Consider the following 21,179-nt stretch of genomic DNA (forward strand, 5'->3'; position numbering starts at 1 on the left):
TCCATTTCGTCCGTTCCAGGGAGACATTTTCTAGAAAATGTCTTTTAAAAGGTGGACATCAGAGCAGAAGGGACGCTCTGAAAGCAGATATCCATATGTTGATGGATGCCTATTAGTCACCCCAATATATGGACAAAAACAAGGGATTCGGGCTTGTTCGCCTCGTATGTGCCGATTTTGCGGAGTGTCCACACTTTGAAAGACATTTTTGTACAAATTGTCTGCACCAGGCGTTCACAGAGCGATTGGGTGGGTATGTGAATCTATAGCTCTTACCATTCCCTGCGCAGGAGCGCATACAAGTCTACGTCCTGGTAGCCCGACGGGGTATGGCGATATTCGCGCAGCGTCCCTTCGCGGCGAAAGCCGAGAGAAGCCAGCAGCCGGGCCGACCGGAGGTTGGCCGGATGACACTGGGCCTCGACGCGGTTGAGCCCCATCTCCTCGAAGCCGTAGCCGAGGACCAGTGTCAGCGCTTCGCGCATGTAGCCTCGGCCCCAATAAGCGGGCGACAGCTCGAAGCCCACCTCACCCCGGAAGGCCCCCGCTAGCTGCCAGCTGTTAAAGCCGCAGCTTCCGATCACTTTCCCGCTAGGCAGCGTGATGCTCCAGCGCAGGCTCTCCTCCTCGTGCTCCATCACAAGGAGCAGCCGGATCAACTCCTCCGCTTCCACCTTTGAGGCGAGCGGCTTGATTCCGAGCCAGACGGCCGCTTCCGGGTACGACCAGCAGGGAAGCAGCGCTTCGGCGTCTTCCTGTCTCAAAGCACGCAGCGTCAGCCTGCGGCCGGTCAATACCGGCGCTGTTCCGCTATGCTCCTTCATCCCCTCGCCCCCTTCTGAACCCGTCCATTATATCCTATTTCCAATATCAACAAAAATAGCGTCAGTAATGAAAGACACCCTCACCTTCCATTACTGACGCTATATTATCATAATGTCCACTCCGCCATCGTCCGGGCAGCGCCCGCTTCCTTGGCTTCAGCCTGTCATTCCCGCAGCCTTCACTGGCTCCAGAACCTCGCCGCACACCAATTCCAGCTTGGCCAGAATTTCCTTAAACTCCTCGATTCCCGTCCCCGTAATGCTGAACTCCTCGCCGTGGGCTGTCAGAAAATTGTCCTGCGTCAAACGCTCCAGTTCATGCTTAACCTCCCGCTCGCCTATACGGTACCCGTATTTCTCCAGCTCATTCTGCATATCGGCTACCGTCAGGTCCCGCTCGCGGGCGTAATAAAGCATGTGGATCCCTATGAACATATTCTGTACATCGGCTCGCATGTTTCACTCCTTCCGGCCTATAAGCCTTCCATTATTTATGAATTCATTACCCTTAGGGCAGCAGCGGGAAACACTCATTGAGCAGGAAACGAGCCGTATTTTGATAAACTAAAAACTTAAATTTTGACAATCCTGCGCCAAAGCTTGACGGCGGCTTCATCGCTGTACTATGTTGATAGTTACAACAGTTTACTTATTCAAGACTGACTTCATATACAGAAAGGTGATGCTCCATGTTTCAGGCAATGCCTTATGACGGAACGCGCAGCGAACGGTTTGAAGCCGTGCTGGCTCAGCTTGGGGCCTTGATGAAAGACGAACCGAATGCAATCGCGAATTTGGCCAACGCCGCGGCGCTGCTCAAGTTCTCGCTTACGGATACGAACTGGGCCGGCTTCTACCTGTATGACGGGAATGAACTTGTACTCGGTCCGTTTCAGGGACTGCCGGCCTGCATCCGCATCCCGATTGGCCGCGGAGTATGCGGCACGGCGGCGAACGAGCGCCGGACGCTCGTCGTGGATGATGTGCACGCCTTTCCGGGACATATCGCCTGCGACGCCGCATCCAACAGCGAGATTGTCGTTCCGCTGATCAAGGACGGCAAGTTGATGGGTGTGCTTGATGTAGACAGCCCGCTCAAGCACCGGTTCAGCGATGAGGAACGCCGGTTTGTGGAGCGCTTTGCGGCCATGGTCTCCGAGGTTCTCTGACCTCTTCGCATTCGCCAGCCGCATCGTATTTCTTAACAATTCCTCCATACGCCAAAAAATAACGGCTGCGCCCCGATTCGGGGCGCAGCCGTTTGCCGTTATCCTTCATTTCGTTATGTTCTTCCACCAAATCGTTTACAGCGGTACCTGCCGGATGTTCCAGATTTCGGAGGCGTAGCGGCTGATCGTATTGTCGCTGGAGAATTTGCCGGAGTGGCCGATATTGATGATGGATTTCTTCAGCCATCCGCTGCGGTTGCGGTAGGCGCGGTCGATTTCCACATGCGTCTCGACGTAGCTCGGAAAATCCTTCAGCACGAAAAATTCGTCGTTATTGTCGAGCAGCGAATGGTAAATATGCTCGAAATCCTGATGGAAGCAGCAGATCGGCCCCGGTGTAATGAGCTGATCCAGCACTTCCTTCACCCGGCTGTCGCTATTGTACATGCCGTGCGCATTGTACCCGCCGTACTGGTAATAATCCATGACCTGCTCGGCGCGCAGGCCGAACAGGAACATATTCTCGTTGCCGATCATTTCGTTCATCTCAACATTGGCTCCGTCCATCGTCCCGATGGTCAGCGCGCCGTTCATCATGAACTTCATATTTCCGGTGCCCGACGCTTCCTTACTCGCCGTCGAGATCTGCTCGCTGACATCGGCCGCCGGGATGATCTTCTCCGCCAGCGACACCGAATAGTTCTCCAGAAAGAAGATACGGATCTTGCCGTTGACGTCGGAATCCCTATTGACGATGTCGGCCACGGTATTGATCAGCTTGATGATCCGCTTCGCTAAGTGATAGCTTGGAGCCGCTTTGGCGGCGAAGATAAACGTGCGCGGCACGATATCAATCCCCGGACTTGCCTTGATCTGATTGTAGAGATGCATGATATGCAGAATATTAAGCAGCTGGCGCTTGTAGGCATGCAGCCGCTTGACCTGTACATCGAAGATGGAATCCGGGTCGACCATGACATTATGCCGGCTCTTGATGTATTCCGCCAGACGAAGCTTGTTCTTCCGCTTGATCTCGGCTATCTTTTGTTGGAACGAGGAATCCTCGCAGTATTTGATGAGGCCGATCATTTCCTGCGGATGGGTCATCCAGCGCGAGCCGATCGCATCGGTGATTAAACCCGCCAAATCCCTGTTGGCATGCATCAGCCACCGCCGGTGGGTAATGCCGTTGGTCTTGTTGTTGAACCGGTGCGGGTACGTTTCGTCGAACAGTTTCATTTCCCGTTTGCGCAAAATATCCGTATGCAGCGCGGCCACGCCGTTGACGCTGTGGCTGCCGACAATGGCCAGATGCGCCATCCGGACCTGATCGTCATAAATAATCGCCATTTGCGAAATCCGGTTTTGGTCGCCCGGATAGCGTCTCATCAGCTCGGCGCAGAACCTTGTGTTAATCTCCTCGATGATGAGATACACCCGGGGCACCAATTCACGGACCATGTTCACCGGCCACTTCTCCAGCGCTTCGCTAAGAATCGTATGGTTCGTATAGGAGACCATGCGGGTCGTTATATTCCAGGCCTCATCCCATTCCAGGCCCCTCTCATCCATCAGAATCCGCATCAGCTCCGGAATGACGAGAGTGGGATGCGTATCGTTGATGTGCAGTGCCACCTTGCCTGGAAGCTCGGACAGAGGAAGCCCCAGCTTTCCGAAGGTTCGCAGTATACTTTGCAGACCGGCGCTGCAGAGGAAATACTGCTGTTTCAGACGCAGCAGCTTACCCTCATACTCGGAATCGTCCGGGTACAGAAATTCGGAGATGGACTCCACGGAACGTTTATACTCAAGGAATTTATGATAGTCCGTGCCCGGCTCCAGGCCCAAGGCGCTGTCCGGCCGGAGAATCGACTCGGCGCTCCAGTTGCGCAGCGTATTGACATGCCGCCGGTCGGCGCCGATAATCGGCACATCATACGGAACCGCGCGCACCGCCTCGTAATCCTTGTGCCGGAACACTAGCTTGTCGCCCACCTTGTCGATCTCGACGCGTCCCCAGAACCGGACCTCCACACTCTTGTCTTCCCGCCGGACTTCCCACACATTATCCTTTTGCAGCCAATAATCGGGCAGCTCCACTTGATAACCGTCCACAATCTTCTGCTCGAACAGGCCGTATTTGTAACGGATGCCGCAGCCGTGGCCCGCATACTGCAGGGAAGCCAGCGAATCGAGAAAACAGGCTGCAAGCCGTCCCAGACCGCCATTGCCCAGACCCGCGTCAGCCTCCTCCTCCTCGACATCCTGCAGGGAAAAGCCCAGCTCCGAAAGCCCGTCCCTCACCATCTCCAGAACGCCCATATTCAGCAGATTATTGCCCAGCAGCCGGCCGATCAGAAATTCCATCGAGAAATAATAGACCTGCTTTTCCTTGCCAGCCTTGTATTTCAGATTGGTATTCGCCCAGTTCTTTCCTGCCTGTGCTCGGACCATACTTCCGAGAATATGGTAAACATCGGCAATTGAGGCTTCTTCCAGCGGCTTGCCCAGCTTCCCGACCAAATCATCGACAAATGCTTCCTTGAACGCTTCTTTATCGGTAAACAACAAGCAGGTTCCTCCTGACACTGATGTATTGCGACCCTACATTTTGCTGCTCTTGGCAATGACAAACGGACGCTTGCTGTCGCCGACTAGAATCCGCTCCCGACTCAGCTGCACGTCTTTGTCCAAAATGACGTTCTCAATGACGGCATTCTCTTCGATAATGCATTTCTGCATGACGACGGAGTTCACAACCCTTGCCCCTTTGCGGATTTGAACGCCCCGAAAAATAACGCTGTTCTCCACCGTGCCCGCGATGATGCAGCCGTTCGCTACCAGCGAATTGCTGACATTGGCGCTTTCGAGATAGTGGGTCGGGGCTTCGTACTTAATTTTGGTCTGAACCTGATTGTCTCGGAACAGGTCGGTGTATTCCTCTTGGTTTAGCAGTTCCATGCTGTTCTTGTAATAACTGGCTAGGGAGTTAATGACAGCGTGATAACCTGTATATTCAAAAGCGGCTATCTTGAGCTTATCCCGTCTCTTCTGGATCGCATCCCGGAAGAAGAAGCTTTCTCCGTGGGCGATGCAGTATTCCACCTGTTCGAGGAACAGCTCTTTTTCCATGATAAACATATCCAGATAGATGTTCGGATGATTCTTCTCGTGATGTATATTCGTCACATTGCCTTCGCCATCCACCTCAAGGCGCAAGCAGGGATCATGCTCCGGCTCGAGCTGGTCGATTTTTTTGTAGACCAGCGTGACGTCGGCGCCTTTTTGCAGATGATAGCTGTACAGCTCCTGAAAGTCAATCGTATTGATATGCTGGCTTCCGGAATGCACAATGTATTTAGCCGACGCACGTTTGAAGAAGTCCAGATTGTTGTGAAAATGCTGCAGGTCCCCAAGAGAAGTGTCCGTCGGATCGTTCCAGTCGGGAGGCAAAATAAACAGGCCGCCGTGCTTGCGGTTCATATCCCATGATTTTCCGTCGCCCAGATGATCCATCAGGGAGCGGTACTTACGGCGGACAAACAGCCCCACGCTCTCCAGTTCGGCGCGCATCATATTGGAGAGAACAAAATCAATCAGACGATAGCGGCTGGCAAAAGGTACGGCTGCGCCGCAGCGGAAATAGGTTAGTTCGTTTAAATTGTCCAATTCATGATCCAGATTGATTACTCCCATGAGCTGTTTCATCAGATTCACCGTCCTCTATTATGATTAAATGGTCTTGGCCGGAACCGATTTGCGCTTCTTGCTGCGGTTGTCGATGAGCAGGATCTCATCCTCGTTCTCCCGGTCCGTGCCGATTTCCAAATAATCTTCGATCACCGTGTTTTCGTTGATAATGGCTTTGTGGATGCGCACATTTTTGCCGATTTTGACCTTGGGCATGATGACGGAATCCGTGATGACGCTTCCCTCGCCCACCTCGACGCCGTAAAAGAGCACGGAATGCTTCACTTCCCCGCGGACAATGCAGCCCTCGTTGATGATGGAGCCCGACACTTTAGCTCCCGGCGCCACATACTGCGCAGGCTGGTTCGGATTTCGGGTATATATTCTCCAGGACGGGTCATTCAGGTTAAGCGGCGGGTTGTCGCTCAGCAGATCCATATTGGCTTCCCAAAGACTGTTCACGGTGCCGACATCTCTCCAGTACCCTTCGAACGGATAGGCGTACATCGACTTGCCTTTGGATAACAATGCCGGGATGATATCTTTGCCGAAATCGTGGGAAGAAAGCGCATCCTCCCCATCCTCCAGCAGAGCGCGGCGCAGAACTTCCCATTTGAAAATATAGACCCCCATCGAAGCCAGCGTGCTCTTGGGCTTTGCGGGTTTTTCTTCGAATTCGTAAATTTTCAGGTTCTCTTCCGTGTTAAGTATGCCGAATCGGCTGGCGTCCTCGATGGGAACGTCAATGACCGAGATGGTGCAGTCGGCTTTCTTTTCCTTATGGTATTCAAGCATGGCGTTATAATTCATTTTGTATATATGGTCACCCGACAGAATGAGCACATGCTCAGGGTCGAATTGATCGACAAATTTAAGGTTCCGGTAAATCGCATCAGCCGTTCCCCGATACCAGCTGCTGCCGTCTTCGCGTTCATGCGGCGGCAGTACGAACACCCCGCCGTTCTTGCGGTTGAGATCCCAGTCGCTGCCGATGCCGATGTAGGAGCTCAGCACAAGGGGTTCGTATTGAGTCAATACGCCAACCGTATCAATCCCCGAATTTGTGCAGTTGCTAAGGGGAAAATCGATGATCCGGTAGGTGCCCCCAAAATAGACCGCGGGTTTGGCAATAGATTTGGTCAAGCCCTTCAATCGTTTGCCTTGACCACCTGCCAGAAGCATGGCTACCATTTCTTTTTTCTTCATTTGGAAGAGCCTCCTTGACTTGGGGTAGTAAAGCTTCTTCAATAAATGGGATAAAATGATTGGTGCGAAGCAAAGACAGCGCTGAAAAGAGTTCCTATTGCATTTTACTGGATGACGGGCCGTTTTAAACCGGTGATTCAGAACTTTTTGAGAAGAAAGGCAGTTAAAAAAGTCTTGCAAACGGGGAAGGCTGGAATGGATTGGATCGGCCGGACCAAACGGGGGATGAATGGATTCCGACTCTAAATCCTATATAATAAGTTTTCGATACCCATCGTCAAAACCCTTTCCTAAATAAAAAAAAGTTCACGTTTTCGGCTTGCCGTCATCGCATGAGCAATCGCCGTCCTCCTTTGTTTGCAATCGCTTCCTAAGGCACCATAATACGCCTGTCCGCCATGACGGAGAAGAGGAGCGATATTTTCTCCCTATACTTTAGATTAACCAATTTGAACACCGATGAAAGACGATTAGGCATGAAATGATTAAGGTAATTTTCAGCAAACATTCAAGTTGGTATGGCATAATGAAAAAACACCGTTTTTGGGTAAAGTAGGCATGGAGGGATAACCATGAAAGCTCACATAGGCATCCGTCTGCTGCTGGTGGACGATGAGCCTCACATCCTCCAGTTCCTGGAACTGGGACTTATAAATGAGGGCTTTGACATAAGAACGGCGCCGGACGGACTGTCGGCTCTTGAAATCGCCGCCGAATTCAAACCCCATGTTGCCATTCTCGATATTATGATGCCCGGAATGGACGGTTTTGAAGTCTGCCGGGTTCTCCGGGACGAAGAGCCGGACATCGCCGTTATTATGCTGACGGCCAAGGATGAGGTCGATGACCGCGTCAAGGGCCTGTCCCTTGGGGCCGACGATTATATGGTCAAGCCATTCAGCTTCGAAGAGCTGCTCGCGCGCATTCAGGCGCGGCTCCGTAACCGGTTCCCGGGACTTCTTGGCGAGGTACGCTGCGGCCCCTTCCGGATCGACGGCCGGAGAAAGGAAATCCGCTTCAGGGATGCCGTGCTTGAGCTTTCGCCGACGGAGTACGAGCTGCTGCAGTACATGGTCATCAACCACGGACTTGTGCTGAGCAAGCCGATGATCCTTGACAAGGTCTGGGGATACGACTTCGGAGGGGAAGAAAACATTGTGGAGGTCTACATTCGTTCCCTCCGCGAGAAGCTGGGCGATAAGGAGCACCGCATCATCCGCACGCTGCGCGGGGCGGGCTACCGGGTGGATCTCCTATGATCCCCGGCTGGTCAGCTATCCGGCGGCGGCTGCATCCTCCCCGTTCGCTTCGGGGGCGGCTGCTCGCCATCTCGCTGCTGATTCTCTCGGGACTTCTCCTGCTCATCGGAGTGCTTCAATACGTGATCATGCGCAATTTCCTCTACACGAACCGGGCGGAGGCCATGCACTCGCAGATCCAATCGGTTCCCCGCGAGCTGATCTTCGAGCTCGCCCGGAGCCGCCAGGAGAGCGGCGGCGTGCTGTTCCCCGGCTCCGGCGCGGAGACTCCCCCGGCGGAAGCCGGGAGCACAGGGAGCGGCGGCTATGCCGGCGAGGCAAGCGCCGAAGCGCCGGACGGCGGCGCTGGACAGAGCAGCGCCTGGGCGACAGGCGCCAGCTCAGGGCAAGGCGGCGATGGGGCGGCGAGCGGCAGCCTGGGGCAGGGCGGCGATGGAGCGGCGAGCGGCAGCCTGGGGCTGAGCGGCGGCGGGACGACGAATGGCAGTCCGGGGCTGAGCGGCAACGACGGGACGAGCGCCAGCCCCGGAAGCGCCGCAGGCAGCGACAGGCACACCCCGGGACGGCGTCCGCTGCTGCTGGACGCCCGGACAACGCTCGCCCTGTTTAGCCCGGACGGCGCCTTTACCGATCTGCAGGCGGAGACGCTGGCCGACTCGCCCGCTCCCCGGATGGAGGACGAGGAATACGAGCTGCTGCTTCAGCATCCCGCGGGCAGAGAGGCGGATTACTACAGGATCCTGACCTCCGAAGACGGGACTGAGCATCTGGCTGTCTTCATGACCATCGGCCCTCCAAACCATCCGCTGGGTGTTCTTCAAATGACTGCGGATACGGCCCCGCTGCGCGACGTTATAATGCGCCAGCTGCTGACTTACGCGGCGCTGTCCGCGGCGGCTCTGGCGGGCGGTCTGCTGCTCTACTTGCCCGCCCTCCGCAAGGCTCTTGTCCCGCTGTCCAATATGCGCAAGACCGCGCAGATTATCGATGCGGGAAATCTCGATGTCCGGTTTGCGTCCGCGCAGGGACAGACCGAAATCGACCAGTTGTCTTCCTCGTTCAACGGCATGCTGGAGCGGCTGGAAAGTTCCTTCCGCAGTGAACGGGAGGCCAAGGAGCAGATGCGCCGGTTTGCCGCCGACGCTTCCCACGAGCTGCGGACGCCGCTGACCTCGATCCACGGTTTTCTCGAAGTGCTGCTGCGGGGTGCGGCGGAGAACCGGGAACAGCTGTACAAAGCCCTGAACACCATGCACGGAGAATCGAAGCGCATCAACAAGCTGGTGGAGGATCTGCTGCTCCTCGCCCGGATGGACGGCGCTCCGCAGCTTCGGGCCAAAGAGCTCGATTTGGACGAAGTCATCGAAGAGATGCGGCCTCATCTGGTGATGCTTGCCGGAGAACGGGAAGTCGAATTTTCTCTCTCCCGCGGCATTAGAGGGCTGTACGATCCTGACAAGATCAAGCAGGTTGTTCTGAATCTGTTCCAGAACGCGGTGCAGCATACGGACCCGCAGTCGGGAAAAATCTCCATCGCCCTGCGGCCTGCCGGCTCCCGCGTGGAGCTGACGGTACGGGATAACGGCGCCGGCATTCCTGCGGAGCATCTCTCCCATGTATTCGACCGGTTTTACCGCAGCGATCCCTCCCGGGCCCGCAAGTATGGCGGTTCGGGGCTCGGGCTGTCGATCACCAAATCGATAACCGAAGCGCATGGCGGGGAAATCGGCGTAACGAGCGCTCCGGGCGAGGGCACGGCCTTCCGGGTAACGCTCCCCTGCCTGCAGGCATTGGCAAATAAATCATAGATAGCGCTATAATATATAGCGAATATATGCTTTCGATGCGAGTTTTGCTGCGCAGAGTCTCAGGAAGCAAAGCTCCACAAAACTTTTAGGAGGTCCTATCATGTACGAAATCGCAGTAATCGGCGCCGGTCCCGCCGGCGCAAGCGCCGCGCTGTTCGCCGCCAAGGCGGGGAAGAAAACGCTGCTTATCGACAACGACAAAGGGATGACCCGCAGAGGTTGGTATGAGAATTATTACGGCATTTCCGAAATTGGCGGACCCGACCTGGTGGAAACCGGACACAAACAGGCGATCAAGTTCGGGGCCGAGCTGATCGCGGAGCAGGCCGTTTCCATCGCTAAAAGCGGCGAAGGCTTTACCATTGAAACCGAAAGCGGCGCGGCCTATGAAGCGAAGCATGTTATTCTGGCGACCGGCGTGCTGACGGATCTGGCCGCCAAAGCGGGAGTGGTAACGAAGGACGGTACGGAGCCGAGAATCAAGACGGTCGTCGCCGTGGATGCGGCCGGCAAGACCAACATCGATGGCATCTGGGCGGCCGGCACCGTTGCCGGTGTCAGCGTGCATGCCGTCATTACGGCGGGCGACGGCGCGAAGGTGGCGATTAACGTCATCAGCGAGCTGAACGGCACGCGATATGTGGACCATGATGTGCTGAAGGCTTAAGCGGCAACAGCAAGGGACCAAGCTCATCTCAGGAACCAAAAAGCATTGAATCAATAAACAACGTCCCCCGGCCTTTTTCGCCGAAGAGACGTTGTTTGGTTCAGGGCTTTCCCGCTGCTTAAGGCCCTGCAAAATCACCTGATTGCGCTGATGACTGTCCATAAACCGGAGAAAATAAGCAGCCATAGAGTCAGCCTTTTGAATGCGGCTTCAGTGAACTCTCCCCCACTTAGCTTACGCCTGAAGTGGGGGCTTCTGTTGGCATCGATACAGGGTTGCACACGCTGCGAGCTTCATAATTGAAGGCTCAGTGCCTGTTGCACCCGAATGAGGGAAGCCAACGTCCAATACGTTCGTTTTGCCAATGAAGGGTCTTTTGCCTCCAAGGACAACCACGTCTTTTCAGATGTGGCTTTTTGTATGCTACGCAGCACGTATCGTGCGCCGATGTTATACGAGGCATTAAGGTCCGCGTGATACATTTTGCCTGTTGCGAATACAGCAACATCACGCTTTGTGTTTCGATTTACAAATCCACTGCCATCAAACGCAAGTGCACTTGTATTTGCCGGATTGACTAGAGAAACTCGCATCCCCATAAAATGCGCCATTTCGGTCACTTTCGTTTGGATGCGCCGTTTGGCCCAAAACTGGAGTTTGGCTCGAAGCCGCTTGGCTCCCCACGTTCCTTTAGGCAGACGCATCTTCCCTAAAAACTCCATAACAATGACATCTGCGCTGTGCTTTTGGGCAAAGGCGAGGATTTGATGCGCGGTATCATGGACGATATGCGTCTGTAAGCCGTTCATCCGCCGCCAGAAATTCGGTTTTACCCCTATACCGGATTGACGCTGGGCTTGTTTCAGTTTGCCTGTGATTTGACGCATCCGGTCTTTTTCTTTGGCTTGGTTGATAAATCTCCTCGCCAAGACAGTGCCATTAGCGTCCATCACGGAACAGACTGCGGAATTTGTTAATCCTAAATCAACGGCACACACCCGCTGCTTGGAACGTTCCGGCTGAGTCAACTTCGCATCCCCTTCATAGGCGATATGTAGGGCATAGCGTTTTCCTGTTCGAACCAATGTGGGGTTGCATTCTTTCATGCTCCATACGTTACGTTTGAATAGGTCTTGCCCTTTAAAGGTAATGGGGAGCCAGACCCAATCGCCTTGATGAAATACTTTGATGTTGGCTGCCCGATCGGAGGTTCGAATGAACATATTGCCTTTGTACAAGCAAGGGAATGCCTGATGCTGAGCTTGGAGTGTCGGCGGTTTCTTCGAAAAGCGTTTTCCTTCTTGCTGGGCACGTTGCCGCTCGGCTTGCCAAAGCTGAAAACGGGAATGATGGCTTTTTACAATACCAAACGCTTCGGCAATGGCACTTCTGCGGAAGTACGAAGGAAACTTATAAAAGCGTTGATCAAACTCGGCGTAGAACGGATTCGGATTTTGTCTGGTACGGTGAGTCAGCCGTTCTACCGCCGTCACCACCGCTTGAGTGGATAACGATGCCAAGGACATAAACTGCTCTTGAATGACCGTAATCAAGAAAGACAGCGCCTCTTGATATACATGGAGAGTCGCATCCAGCATGCGGTGGTGAGACGTAATCGGATGTTTGAGTGTTTTAACCACCTTCATGAGATACGCCTCCATCGCAAGGTTTATGAGTCTAGCATAACACAAGAACGTATGTTTGGTAAAGCAGACGTGTCTAACCCCCACCTTCGCTGTTGGCTTAGAGGTGGAGGACTGCGACACTAAATCTGTTCAACCGTCTTACCGCTTTAATGCCCAACCAAACGCCGGCCAACAGGACCGGTACCGTCCATCCGAAGACGGACATGACGTTTCCGTTCAGAAGACCGCCCTGGGAAAACGAGACGATGGTGATAATATTCAAAATAGCAGCGTAAGCCGTCAAATTTGCCCTGAAAGCGGCTTTACCCGTTCCCTGTCCGCTTAGGAACAGGGCAACCGGGGGACCGCTCATGGAAATGCTACCGTTAAGCAAACCGCTGGCTATGCCTACCGGGACAAACGCAAATCGCTCGTTACGCACAGGAAAGGATTTACCAGTGAGCAGCAGCGCGGAATAAGCTAGAACGAGCAGGCCCGTCGCCACTTTCAGCACGGAAGCGTCCACTACCAGCAGGAGCCAGGCGCCCAGCGGCGCCGCAGCGATGCTGGACAACACAAGCACCCAGATTTTGCGGACAGCGGCATCCTTATAAGCGCCTGCTAAAATTGCGATGTTGGTAATCACGCTGAGCATAACAACCAGCGGCACCGTCTCCTGCAACGGCAGCCATAGAGTGAGCAGTGGCATGGAAACGAGGGCGAAACCGAAGCTTGTTAATCCTTGAATGAATCCCGCCATGAGAATCACCGGGAGGCAGAACAGCAGTGTCTGAACGTCTAACTCTTTTCAGTCCTTTTCTCTTTAATAGTTCGAAAGACCTTTTACTCCTATTCTCTCCCAAATTAACAGCGCATCAAGTGTAAAAAGCCCTTTAATACTCGCTGCGTGTAAACGGAGAAGGCAAATCAAAATGCCCCATCAGTGATTCGACTTGTTTTCCATCCACCAGCACCTCAAAGGTTTCGACCTCTTTAAATTGGAACAATGTATTACGCAAAGCTTTCAGAAACAATTCTTCTCCGGAGGCCCCCAGCCGATCCTCGTCCGGCAAGTGCAGATCAACAGTCAATTTGCCGGAGTTCAGTTCGGCAGACAGGAAGGTAGTGTTAGCACATAACGAAACAACCTTATCCTCCGGGCTTGTTTTAAGAGCATTCAAAGCAGCCAGATATTTATCCGTTTCCCTGGAATAACGAATAACCGTTTCCTTTTGGACGAGACCAGTCGCATCAGCGTTCCCGTAATACGTTGCAATCGCTTCTTCCTTCTCAGCAGCTTCAGTGGGGGAAGCCTCAGGAGCCGCCGTAGCGGGAGAAGAAACTGCCGGATCGTGAGAACCGCCAGTACTGTTTTTTTTATCCCCACAACCCGCTATGCTTAAGGTCAAACCAATGGCGAAGCACAGCACAATGGTTTTAATTATACGCATTGTGAACCCCTCCTCATGGAACCTGCAGATATTCTTTAATACCGGCTGCTATGGCTTCAGACACCCGCAATTGGAATTGTTCATCCCACATCGTCCGCTCTTCCTGCGGGTTGGACATAAAACCGATTTCACACAGTACCGCGGGCATAACTGTCTCCCTGGTCACCTGAAAGTTCGACTTGCGTACATTCCGGTCAATAAAACCGGTAGCCGGTACAATATACCGATGAAGCACATCAGCCAGCTCCTTGCTGTCATCTCGCGTATAGAAAGTTTCCGTTCCGGAAGCAGACTGCCTCGTATAACTATTGCCATGAATAGAGATGAATATATCGGCTTTAAGATTATTGGCAAAAGTTGCACGATCTGCCCGTTTTACAGCAGTGTCGTCTTGTCTGGTCAAAAAGACAGAAATATTGGGGTCTTCCTCCAGAACTTTGGCCAGCTTCAAAACTATAGCAAGATTAAATTCCTTCTCGAAGCGTCCTCCGACCGACGTATTTCCTGGGTCTGTTCCCCCGTGACCAGCATCAAGAACAACCCGATACTGCTTCGTACCTGTATCCATTGGACTTAATTGTAATGTCCATTCTCCCAATTCTTGGCTTTCCAGCAAATTGTACTGTACTTTTTGCTTCAGGTCGATTGTGATCCTGACGCCGGAAGGATTGCCCTGGAAGAGATTATACCGGATCTTGTTTATGTACGAATCCTCGACAGGAATTTCTCCGTTCTGTACCATGTTCTCCCCATTCATCATTTGATCCAGGGTTGCTCCCGGAACATCGATTACAAGCCGCTCAGGATCGGACAAGTTACTAATGCCAGGTTTGATGCTGCCTCCCTCTGCCGCAATCTTCAGCCCATCTTCGCTCCGTTCAATCCGGTTGACTACCGGAAGATTCCCGTTAGTTCCGTCATCTGCCGGCGATGGCGAAGATGCTTTATCAGGAAGATTCCCCGAACCGGAGACTTCCCCTATATTGATGAGACTGACAGAGCGAGTTGATTTATCCCAGATAACCTTCAGTCCCAGATTTTCACTGACAAAACGAACCGGGATCAACGTATTTCCCTTTACCAGCAAAGGAGCCGTCTCCAATAGATAAGAATCTCCGTTAACAAAGGCTTTGGTTTTATTAATGTAAAGCTGAAGCACCAGTTCGTCCTTTTTCACGGTTATCTGCTTGTCAGCCTGGTTCCAAGACACCTTTGCGCCAAGCTCCTCCGACACGACCCGCAATGGAACCATTGTAGTGTTCCCTACCAAACGGGGTGGAACTTCCGGCTGAAGCAATTGGTTGTCTAAGTAAAGACGAATGGCAGCATCTGCATTGGCCTGTCCAACGCTCACACTTGCAAACAAAAACAGAAACGTTATACAGGCAAGAGCCATAACGAGCTTTTTCATAATTCACCTCTCAATGATTTGTGCGACAGATGTCGATTTGGGTCCCCCTTTCCTACTTAATTATAGACACAGATATCCGCTAATTGTTGTGGTATTTTTCAAATATTCACAAATATTTACATGGTATTCTTTAGTTTTCACACGAGAAAATATCGCCGATTAATGCTGCGAACTTGAAACTTGCCCATTAAAAATCGAATCTGGAAAAACAATCGGTAAAATTGTATTAGAACAAAAAATGATGCCCGGCTTGGGCATCATTTTTTCATTCGGTCTATTATGGGATATGCAGCAGTAAACACGCCGCTTAGACTGTCGGACGCGCATCGCCCACAAACCGGTTCAGAAACTGCACGGTCCGGGGATTGGATGAATGGTTTAGCACTTGGTCCGGCGTTCCTTGTTCCGTAATAACTCCCCCGTCCATCATAATCAGCGTGTCCGCGACATCGGCGGCAAATTTCATTTCATGGGTTACGATTACCATGGTCATGCCTTCGGATGCCAGCTCCTTGATGACTTTCAGCACTTCCCCAACAAGTTCGGGATCAAGCGCCGAGGTCGGCTCGTCGAATAACAGGAGTTCCGGCTCCGTGGCCATCGCCCGGGCAATGGCCACCCGCTGCTGCTGGCCCCCGGAGAGCTGATGGGGATATGAGTCCGCCTTATCCGCAAGCCCCACTTTAACCAGCAGCTCCAAAGCCCGCTTGCGCGCTTCCTCCTTGGATAACTTTTGGACGGTGACCTGTCCTTCCATGACATTCCCGAGGGCCGTCATATGCGGAAACAGATTATAGGACTGAAAAACCATTCCTGTTTTTTTCCGCAGAGCCAGGACATCCTTCTGCGGGAGCTTCTTCCCGTCAAAGCTTAGCGATATTCCGCCTAGCGAAATGTTCCCCTTGTCCGGAATCTCTAGCAGATTGAAGCAGCGCAGCAGCGTTGTCTTGCCTGAGCCCGACGGGCCGATAATGACCAGCACCTTGCCTTCCTCCAGCGTCACATCCACGCCTTTAAGCACTTGAAGCGGGCCGAACGATTTATGTAGGCCAGACAGTCGTATCATATATTATTTCTCCTTTAGCCCGCGGAGTAGCGGGACAAACGTTTTTCCAGATAATCTTGCAGCACCGTCAGGACAGTACAAAATACCAGATAAAAGACTGCTGCTTCACTGTATACGAGCAGCGGTTCATAGGTAACGGCCGCGATTTGCTGCGCTGTGCGGAACATTTCCACATAGGTGATCGTTGCCGCCAGCGACGTATCCTTCACCAGGCTGATGAACGAGTTCGTCAGCGGTGGGACGGACACACGCGCGGCCTGGGGCAGAATAATTCGCCGCAGCGCCTGGATACGCGTCATACCGACCGAATGAGCCGCCTCCCACTGCCCTTTATGGATAGACAGGATGGCCGCACGCACGATTTCCGAGCCGTACGCCCCTACACTGAGCGTAAACCCGATCACCGCTGCCGTAAACGGCTCCAGCGTTATTCCGATGCTCGGCAGTCCATAAAAAATAATGAACAACTGAACCAGCAGCGGCGTACCGCGGATGATCCATACATAGAAGCGGGCGATCAGAACCGGAACTTTCCATGACGACAGACGGACCAGCGCCGTGGCAACCGCCAGCAGCAAACCTAGAGCGAATGAAACCAGCGTCAACGGAATGGTAAAAGCCACCCCGGCTTTAAGCAGGGGCAGCAAAGAATCGATCACGATTTGGATTTTACGGTCATCCATAAATCAGACATCCTTCTTGAACTTTGGGCCATAATAGACCTTTGATTCATGTGTTATTGGGATACATCCTCACCGAAATATTTCTCGGAGATTTTCAAGTAGGTTCCATCGCTCTTCATTGAAGCCAGCGCGTCATTGACCGCTTTGACCAGTTCATCATTGCCTTTAAGGAAAGCGGCGGCGCTTTGCGAACCGTTCGCCTGTTCGTCGACCTTTTTGATCGGAGCGCCCGGCTTCTGCTTCTTGAGGTCCAAATAAGATAATCCGTCGTTGACCGTGGCATCCACGCGTCCGGAAGCCAGCAGATCGATCGCCTGGTTAAAACCCTCGGTGGAGACGATTTCAGCTCCATTCTCCCTTGCGATATCCGCCAGATTGCTCGTTAGGGACTGAGCGGCCTTTTTACCTTTAAGGTCTGCAAATGACTGGATCGTGTTATTGTCGCTCTTGACGATCAGCACAGCCTTGGAGACGATGTATGGATCGGAGAAGTCGTATTTCACTTTGCGCTCGTCCGTAATGGATACTTCATTAAAAATAGCGTCAAACCGCTTGGCGTCCATTCCGGCAAAAATGCCGTCCCATTGAGTTTCGACGAACTCGGCTTTCACCCCAAGGCGTTTGGCAACTTCCTCTGCTATCTCCACGTCAAATCCGGTAAGCTTGCCGCTGGCATCATGATAAGTGAAGGGAGCGTAAGTTCCTTCCGTGCCGATCCGCAATACACCGCTTGCTTTGATTGCGTCCAGGCTGGATTGTTCCCCGCTTCCGGTATCCGCGCTCTGCGACGGAGAAGCCGCAGGCGAACTGCCGTTGTTAGCATTTGTTCCGCAGGCGGCGACCAAAATGACGGTCAGTACCAGCAGAAGTGTCAGGCTGAATTTTCTCATTGTTATGAACCCTCTCTCTTCTCTTTTTTTCTGATCTATTGAACATCTTTTTTTCAGCACATTGAATATTACATGTTCATATAATGTTCGTCAATATAATTTTGATCGGTTTTGTCGGAATTACCTAGAGCAAAACTCTGTTTTCCAAAATATTTTTCATACTGATATGAGATTTGGATGGTCCGAGTTTAGCAAGAGAGTCTTGGAATTCGGCAAGCTCTTCGATCGATGCGGTTTGGACTTTAATCAGATAATTATATTCCCCGCTGATCCGATATAAATCGGTTACCTCCCTGGCTTTGCTGCAAAAGTCAACGAGCTCCTGGCAATGTTCAGTTTTTAACAGGATAAAGGTCGTCGTTCCCCGATTCAGATTGCTTAAATTTATTGCTGTGGAATACCCGGAAATGATCTTTTTATCCTCCAGCTTCAAAATCCTTTCTTTAACCGACGGCTGGGACATGCTGATTTCCTTGCTGATTTGCGAAATGGACATTCGCGCATTGTACTGAAGCAGCTGCAAAATCTTCCTATCAATATCATCGATTGGATGATCCATATCCTTAGGCCCTCCCAAATTCAATCATATAATTAAATTAAGCCATATCCATTGAATTAACTTATACTTCATAACTATTTTATCAATATACGCTTACTTATCCTATGTATTTAACGCATTAAAATTTCTATACTATTAACAACTTACAGATAAGGAGAGATATTGAATGAGCGTAAAAGGTCTTTCACATGTGGCGATCCAGGCCAAAGATTATGAAGGGACGATTGCTTTTATACTGAAGTCTTGGGATTTAAGGTGGGGCACTATTGGAGTCTGCCTTCCTTTCATATCAAAGAAGCATCCATGCTCGTTTCGCCCGATCGAAGAACCTGCATTGAAGTTTTTGATAATGAAGCCGTCATTCCAGCCCAAGGTAAAAAAGCTTCGTCTGAGGAGGAGGTAGCTTACGGTGCGTTGTTACACTTTGCCTTCTATGTGAGTGATGTAGACGATACATATCAAAAAGCCATTGCTCATGGAGCAAAGGCCTGTGTGGAACCGAGTCAGATGTCTCTTGGCGAACCGCCGCTTGTGGTGAAAAACGCCTTGGTTTACAGTCCCAACAGTGAAGTGATTGAGTTTATTGAGGACGTTGATTTTGACAGGTCTCCCGCTTGAGTGCTCAAGCATCCTCCTCTTGCTCTGTTCTTATATCTTTAAGTCTGATTTTATAAGTCTCCCCCCATTTTTTCATAGATACGATGATTGGCTCAAGCGTCCTGCCAAAATCGGTGAGCGAATATTCCACTTTGGGCGGAACCTCTTTATACACTTCTCTGTGAACGATGCCGTCCCGCTCAAGCTCCCGGAGCTGCAATGTGAGCATAAACTGCGTAATCCCCGGATTAAGACGCCGGAATTCATTAAACCTTTTCGTTCCGCCAATGAGCTGATAGAGAATAATCCCTTTCCATTTGCCGCCGATGACATCCAGGGTGGTTTCCACAGGACAGCTTTCCATGTTTGGCTTACCCCCGTATTTGTTTCTCCGATCTCCCATAGCGCGTCCTCCTCCAATGGTATGATTTTTAATACTATATAATAAAAATATGCGTACTTATTTAATGTAAGTATACAATATATAATTCGTATGTACGACAAACCAATTGGAAAGGAAGGAACAAATGAGCAATCCCCTAAACATGAAAGCAGTCGGCTCTTATCGGTATCTCCCTTTATCCGATCCGGAAAGCCTTGTTGATCTGCATATAGAAAAACCGGTGCCTACAGGCCGCGATCTGCTTGTCAAAGTCAAAGCAGTCTCAGTCAACCCAGCCGACCTGGATATTCGCAAGAATAATAACTATGAGGCAGAATCGCCCAAAATTTTGGGTTGGGATGCATCTGGAATCGTGGAGCAGGTTGGGCCTGAATGCCAATTGTTCAAGCCGGGAGACGAGGTGTTCTATGCGGGCAGTGTCACTCGTCCAGGCGTTAACAGTGAATTTCACCTGGTGGATGAACGCATTGCGGGAAACAAGCCGAAGAGCCTGGATTTCGCGCAAGCGGCCGCCCTTCCGCTGACCTCGCTTACGGCTTGGGAGGGCTTATTTGATCGTTTGGGAATCAGTCATAGTTCTGAGGAAAACGAAAGCATACTCATTATCGGTGCGGCAGGAGGAGTAGGATCGATAGCTACGCAGCTCGCCAAATTAGCGGGACTAACTGTAATTGGCACCGCTTCACGTCCGGAATCAGTGCAGTGGGCCAAAGATCACGGTGCGGATTTTACAATCAACCACAACAGCCCTTTTGCACCGCAGCTCAAGGAAATTGGGTTTGAGTCCGTGGATTATGTATTTTGCCTGAATGATACGGTGCAGCATTTTGAGAATTTGGCAGAAGTTATCGCCCCCCAGGGCAAGATTTGCTCAATCGTTCCTGTAGCGAAGGCCTCCCAGGCGGGAAGCTTGGATATGGATCTGCTTTTTTATAAAAGTGTCACGTTTGTATGGGAGCTCATGTTCACCCGTGCCATGTTCCAGACCAAAGATATCATCAAACAACACGATATCCTGAATCAACTGGCTGAACTGATCGATAATGGCAAGCTGAAGACGACTCTGGCCGAACGCCTGGAACCAATCAACGCGGCAAACCTGCGTCTAGCACATGAAAAAATAGAGACCGGAAGAGCGGTAGGAAAGATTGTTTTGGAGAATTTCTGATCTAATCCATTCACGATAAAAATGACCGAGCAAGTAGGTACTTGTTCGGTCATTTTGTTGATTGCCCACTTGGAATCCGGCATTCGCCGCTTCCGGTTAGGATGCTGGATTATAATAATAGCTTTCTTTTCCTAACATCACCATCTCTTTTGGTTTATTTTTCGATTTTGGAGGATTGTGCAATAACTCTACGCGAATCGGCTACCGTATCAGCCCCGATATGCTCCATACTTGGTTCAAGACGAGGCCTTCACAATCAATCGTAAAAGGAGAAAAACAAAATGGAGAAAAGAAACAAGGCAGGACAAGCATCTTATGTAGGCATGTGGGTTACCCAGGATGGATACATCCGACATGAGCTTTTGCCAAACGGACGTTACGACGAGGCGCGCGGCAATCGGAAAAGCGCCTATCAAGGCCGCTACATGCTTAATGGTGATCATATCGACTATGTAGACGATACCGGATTTACAGCTGACGGGGATTTTCGGAATGGCGTCCTCTACCACGCAGGCATGATTTTATATCGGGAAGATTAAACGAATCGGAAAGGAATTGAAGAGACATGTCGAGCACGTTAAAAATCTACACATCGGACAAATGGGGGATTCACCGTACCCTGATCGGAGGGTTATCGCTTTAATGTTTCCGCACTCATTCTGATCATGCTCTTTGCCCCGTCTCCGGCGATAATAATTCCAAT

20 protein-coding genes and 1 pseudogene are annotated in these 21,179 nt (G+C 51.6%); 7 read left to right on the forward strand and 14 right to left on the reverse strand.

What is annotated here, in order from left to right:
* Positions 1 to 272: 272 nt before the first annotated feature.
* Both G5B47_RS17845 and G5B47_RS17850 read right to left on the reverse strand, forming a co-directional pair.
* Positions 273 to 824, reverse strand: a complete 552-nt coding sequence (locus tag G5B47_RS17845; protein WP_165100840.1) for a GNAT family N-acetyltransferase — start codon at positions 822 to 824, stop codon at positions 273 to 275.
* Positions 825 to 980: 156 nt separating this feature from the next.
* Positions 981 to 1,280, reverse strand: coding sequence for a hypothetical protein (locus tag G5B47_RS17850; protein ID WP_165100843.1), 300 nt, complete (start codon positions 1,278 to 1,280; stop codon positions 981 to 983).
* A gap of 233 nt (positions 1,281 to 1,513) precedes the next feature.
* On the opposite strand from G5B47_RS17850, the gene G5B47_RS17855 reads away from it, so the two are divergent.
* The gene (locus G5B47_RS17855) at positions 1,514 to 1,993 is read left to right on the forward strand and encodes a GAF domain-containing protein (protein WP_165100846.1); all 480 of its coding nucleotides are present in this window, start codon (positions 1,514 to 1,516) and stop codon (positions 1,991 to 1,993) included.
* A gap of 135 nt (positions 1,994 to 2,128) precedes the next feature.
* Here G5B47_RS17855 and G5B47_RS17860 read toward each other — a convergent pair whose 3' ends face one another.
* From G5B47_RS17860 to G5B47_RS17870, 3 genes are read right to left on the reverse strand one after another with little or no spacing between them, the layout of a single operon-like run.
* A complete protein-coding gene (locus G5B47_RS17860) occupies positions 2,129 to 4,561 on the reverse strand; it encodes a glycogen/starch/alpha-glucan phosphorylase (protein WP_165101306.1) in 2,433 nt (810 codons plus the stop codon).
* Between the two features lie 36 nt (positions 4,562 to 4,597).
* Complete coding sequence (gene glgD / locus G5B47_RS17865; RefSeq protein ID WP_165100849.1) at positions 4,598 to 5,701, reverse strand: glucose-1-phosphate adenylyltransferase subunit GlgD; 1,104 nt, start codon at positions 5,699 to 5,701, stop codon at positions 4,598 to 4,600.
* Between the two features lie 24 nt (positions 5,702 to 5,725).
* Positions 5,726 to 6,889, reverse strand: a complete 1,164-nt coding sequence (locus G5B47_RS17870) for a glucose-1-phosphate adenylyltransferase (protein WP_165100851.1) — start codon at positions 6,887 to 6,889, stop codon at positions 5,726 to 5,728.
* Positions 6,890 to 7,461: 572 nt separating this feature from the next.
* Here G5B47_RS17870 and G5B47_RS17875 point away from each other — a divergent pair.
* The 3 genes from G5B47_RS17875 to G5B47_RS17885 all read left to right on the forward strand — a co-directional run bounded on the left by G5B47_RS17875 (position 7,462) and on the right by G5B47_RS17885 (position 10,623).
* Positions 7,462 to 8,148 (forward strand): response regulator transcription factor, encoded by a 687-nt coding sequence (locus tag G5B47_RS17875; RefSeq protein WP_165100854.1) that lies wholly within the window; start codon positions 7,462 to 7,464, stop codon positions 8,146 to 8,148.
* Positions 8,145 to 9,956: a HAMP domain-containing sensor histidine kinase gene (locus G5B47_RS17880; protein ID WP_235949681.1), complete on the forward strand. Its 1,812-nt coding sequence runs from the start codon at positions 8,145 to 8,147 to the stop codon at positions 9,954 to 9,956. Before G5B47_RS17875 ends, G5B47_RS17880 begins: the two co-directional genes overlap by 4 nt.
* Positions 9,957 to 10,056: 100 nt before the next feature.
* Positions 10,057 to 10,623, forward strand: a complete 567-nt coding sequence (locus G5B47_RS17885; protein WP_165100857.1) for an FAD-dependent oxidoreductase — start codon at positions 10,057 to 10,059, stop codon at positions 10,621 to 10,623.
* Between the two features lie 293 nt (positions 10,624 to 10,916).
* On the opposite strand, the gene G5B47_RS17890 is transcribed toward G5B47_RS17885, so the two are convergent.
* The 8 genes from G5B47_RS17890 to G5B47_RS17925 form a co-directional block, all read right to left on the reverse strand.
* Positions 10,917 to 12,269: an RNA-guided endonuclease TnpB family protein gene (locus G5B47_RS17890; protein WP_165100860.1), complete on the reverse strand. Its 1,353-nt coding sequence runs from the start codon at positions 12,267 to 12,269 to the stop codon at positions 10,917 to 10,919.
* Between the two features lie 97 nt (positions 12,270 to 12,366).
* Positions 12,367 to 13,017 carry a sulfite exporter TauE/SafE family protein gene (locus G5B47_RS17895; protein WP_328804576.1) on the reverse strand — a complete coding sequence of 217 codons (651 nt, stop codon included), beginning with the start codon at positions 13,015 to 13,017 and terminating at the stop codon, positions 12,367 to 12,369.
* Between the two features lie 124 nt (positions 13,018 to 13,141).
* Positions 13,142 to 13,699 carry a GerMN domain-containing protein gene (locus G5B47_RS17900; RefSeq protein WP_165100866.1) on the reverse strand — a complete coding sequence of 186 codons (558 nt, stop codon included), beginning with the start codon at positions 13,697 to 13,699 and terminating at the stop codon, positions 13,142 to 13,144.
* A 13-nt stretch (positions 13,700 to 13,712) separates the two neighbouring features.
* Positions 13,713 to 15,110, reverse strand: a complete 1,398-nt coding sequence (locus G5B47_RS17905) for an N-acetylmuramoyl-L-alanine amidase family protein (RefSeq protein ID WP_165100869.1) — start codon at positions 15,108 to 15,110, stop codon at positions 13,713 to 13,715.
* Between the two features lie 307 nt (positions 15,111 to 15,417).
* Entirely contained in the window at positions 15,418 to 16,176 is a 759-nt protein-coding gene (locus G5B47_RS17910) for an amino acid ABC transporter ATP-binding protein (RefSeq protein WP_165100872.1), read from the reverse strand.
* Between the two features lie 14 nt (positions 16,177 to 16,190).
* The gene (locus G5B47_RS17915) at positions 16,191 to 16,859 is read right to left on the reverse strand and encodes an amino acid ABC transporter permease (protein WP_165100875.1); all 669 of its coding nucleotides are present in this window, start codon (positions 16,857 to 16,859) and stop codon (positions 16,191 to 16,193) included.
* Between the two features lie 53 nt (positions 16,860 to 16,912).
* Positions 16,913 to 17,749 carry an amino acid ABC transporter substrate-binding protein gene (locus G5B47_RS17920; protein WP_165100878.1) on the reverse strand — a complete coding sequence of 279 codons (837 nt, stop codon included), beginning with the start codon at positions 17,747 to 17,749 and terminating at the stop codon, positions 16,913 to 16,915.
* A 124-nt stretch (positions 17,750 to 17,873) separates the two neighbouring features.
* Complete coding sequence (locus tag G5B47_RS17925) at positions 17,874 to 18,308, reverse strand: Lrp/AsnC family transcriptional regulator (protein WP_165100881.1); 435 nt, start codon at positions 18,306 to 18,308, stop codon at positions 17,874 to 17,876.
* 166 nt (positions 18,309 to 18,474) lie between these two features.
* On the opposite strand from G5B47_RS17925, the pseudogene G5B47_RS17930 reads away from it, so the two are divergent.
* Positions 18,475 to 18,926: pseudogene (locus G5B47_RS17930) on the forward strand (VOC family protein).
* 4 nt (positions 18,927 to 18,930) lie between these two features.
* Here the strand turns inward: G5B47_RS17930 and G5B47_RS17935 are convergent.
* Complete coding sequence (locus tag G5B47_RS17935; RefSeq protein WP_025333052.1) at positions 18,931 to 19,308, reverse strand: winged helix-turn-helix transcriptional regulator; 378 nt, start codon at positions 19,306 to 19,308, stop codon at positions 18,931 to 18,933.
* A 124-nt stretch (positions 19,309 to 19,432) separates the two neighbouring features.
* Between G5B47_RS17935 and G5B47_RS17940 the strand changes: the two genes are divergently transcribed.
* Both G5B47_RS17940 and G5B47_RS17945 read left to right on the forward strand, forming a co-directional pair.
* On the forward strand, positions 19,433 to 20,476 hold the full coding sequence (locus G5B47_RS17940; RefSeq protein WP_235949682.1) for a zinc-binding alcohol dehydrogenase family protein: 1,044 nt from the start codon (positions 19,433 to 19,435) through the stop codon (positions 20,474 to 20,476).
* Positions 20,477 to 20,757: 281 nt separating this feature from the next.
* Positions 20,758 to 21,015 (forward strand): Atu4866 domain-containing protein, encoded by a 258-nt coding sequence (locus G5B47_RS17945; RefSeq protein ID WP_165100884.1) that lies wholly within the window; start codon positions 20,758 to 20,760, stop codon positions 21,013 to 21,015.
* The last annotated feature ends 164 nt before the right edge of the window (positions 21,016 to 21,179 follow it).

The organism is Paenibacillus apii, assembly GCF_011043685.1.
Taxonomy (GTDB): Bacteria; Bacillota; Bacilli; order Paenibacillales; family Paenibacillaceae; genus Paenibacillus_AQ; species Paenibacillus_AQ sabinae.

Coding starts and splice junctions, on each gene's coding strand:
- G5B47_RS17845 (WP_165100840.1), bottom strand. CDS start 824: ATGAAGGAGCATAGCGGAACAGCGCCGGTATTGACCGGCCGCAGGCTG.
- G5B47_RS17850 (WP_165100843.1), bottom strand. CDS start 1,280: ATGCGAGCCGATGTACAGAATATGTTCATAGGGATCCACATGCTTTAT.
- G5B47_RS17855 (WP_165100846.1), top strand. CDS start 1,514: ATGTTTCAGGCAATGCCTTATGACGGAACGCGCAGCGAACGGTTTGAA.
- glgD (WP_165100849.1), bottom strand. CDS start 5,701: ATGAAACAGCTCATGGGAGTAATCAATCTGGATCATGAATTGGACAAT.
- G5B47_RS17870 (WP_165100851.1), bottom strand. CDS start 6,889: ATGAAGAAAAAAGAAATGGTAGCCATGCTTCTGGCAGGTGGTCAAGGC.
- G5B47_RS17875 (WP_165100854.1), top strand. CDS start 7,462: ATGAAAGCTCACATAGGCATCCGTCTGCTGCTGGTGGACGATGAGCCT.
- G5B47_RS17880 (WP_235949681.1), top strand. CDS start 8,145: ATGATCCCCGGCTGGTCAGCTATCCGGCGGCGGCTGCATCCTCCCCGT.
- G5B47_RS17885 (WP_165100857.1), top strand. CDS start 10,057: ATGTACGAAATCGCAGTAATCGGCGCCGGTCCCGCCGGCGCAAGCGCC.
- G5B47_RS17890 (WP_165100860.1), bottom strand. CDS start 12,269: ATGAAGGTGGTTAAAACACTCAAACATCCGATTACGTCTCACCACCGC.
- G5B47_RS17900 (WP_165100866.1), bottom strand. CDS start 13,699: ATGCGTATAATTAAAACCATTGTGCTGTGCTTCGCCATTGGTTTGACC.
- G5B47_RS17905 (WP_165100869.1), bottom strand. CDS start 15,110: ATGAAAAAGCTCGTTATGGCTCTTGCCTGTATAACGTTTCTGTTTTTG.
- G5B47_RS17910 (WP_165100872.1), bottom strand. CDS start 16,176: ATGATACGACTGTCTGGCCTACATAAATCGTTCGGCCCGCTTCAAGTG.
- G5B47_RS17915 (WP_165100875.1), bottom strand. CDS start 16,859: ATGGATGACCGTAAAATCCAAATCGTGATCGATTCTTTGCTGCCCCTG.
- G5B47_RS17920 (WP_165100878.1), bottom strand. CDS start 17,749: ATGAGAAAATTCAGCCTGACACTTCTGCTGGTACTGACCGTCATTTTG.
- G5B47_RS17925 (WP_165100881.1), bottom strand. CDS start 18,308: ATGGATCATCCAATCGATGATATTGATAGGAAGATTTTGCAGCTGCTT.
- G5B47_RS17935 (WP_025333052.1), bottom strand. CDS start 19,308: ATGGGAGATCGGAGAAACAAATACGGGGGTAAGCCAAACATGGAAAGC.
- G5B47_RS17940 (WP_235949682.1), top strand. CDS start 19,433: ATGAGCAATCCCCTAAACATGAAAGCAGTCGGCTCTTATCGGTATCTC.
- G5B47_RS17945 (WP_165100884.1), top strand. CDS start 20,758: ATGGAGAAAAGAAACAAGGCAGGACAAGCATCTTATGTAGGCATGTGG.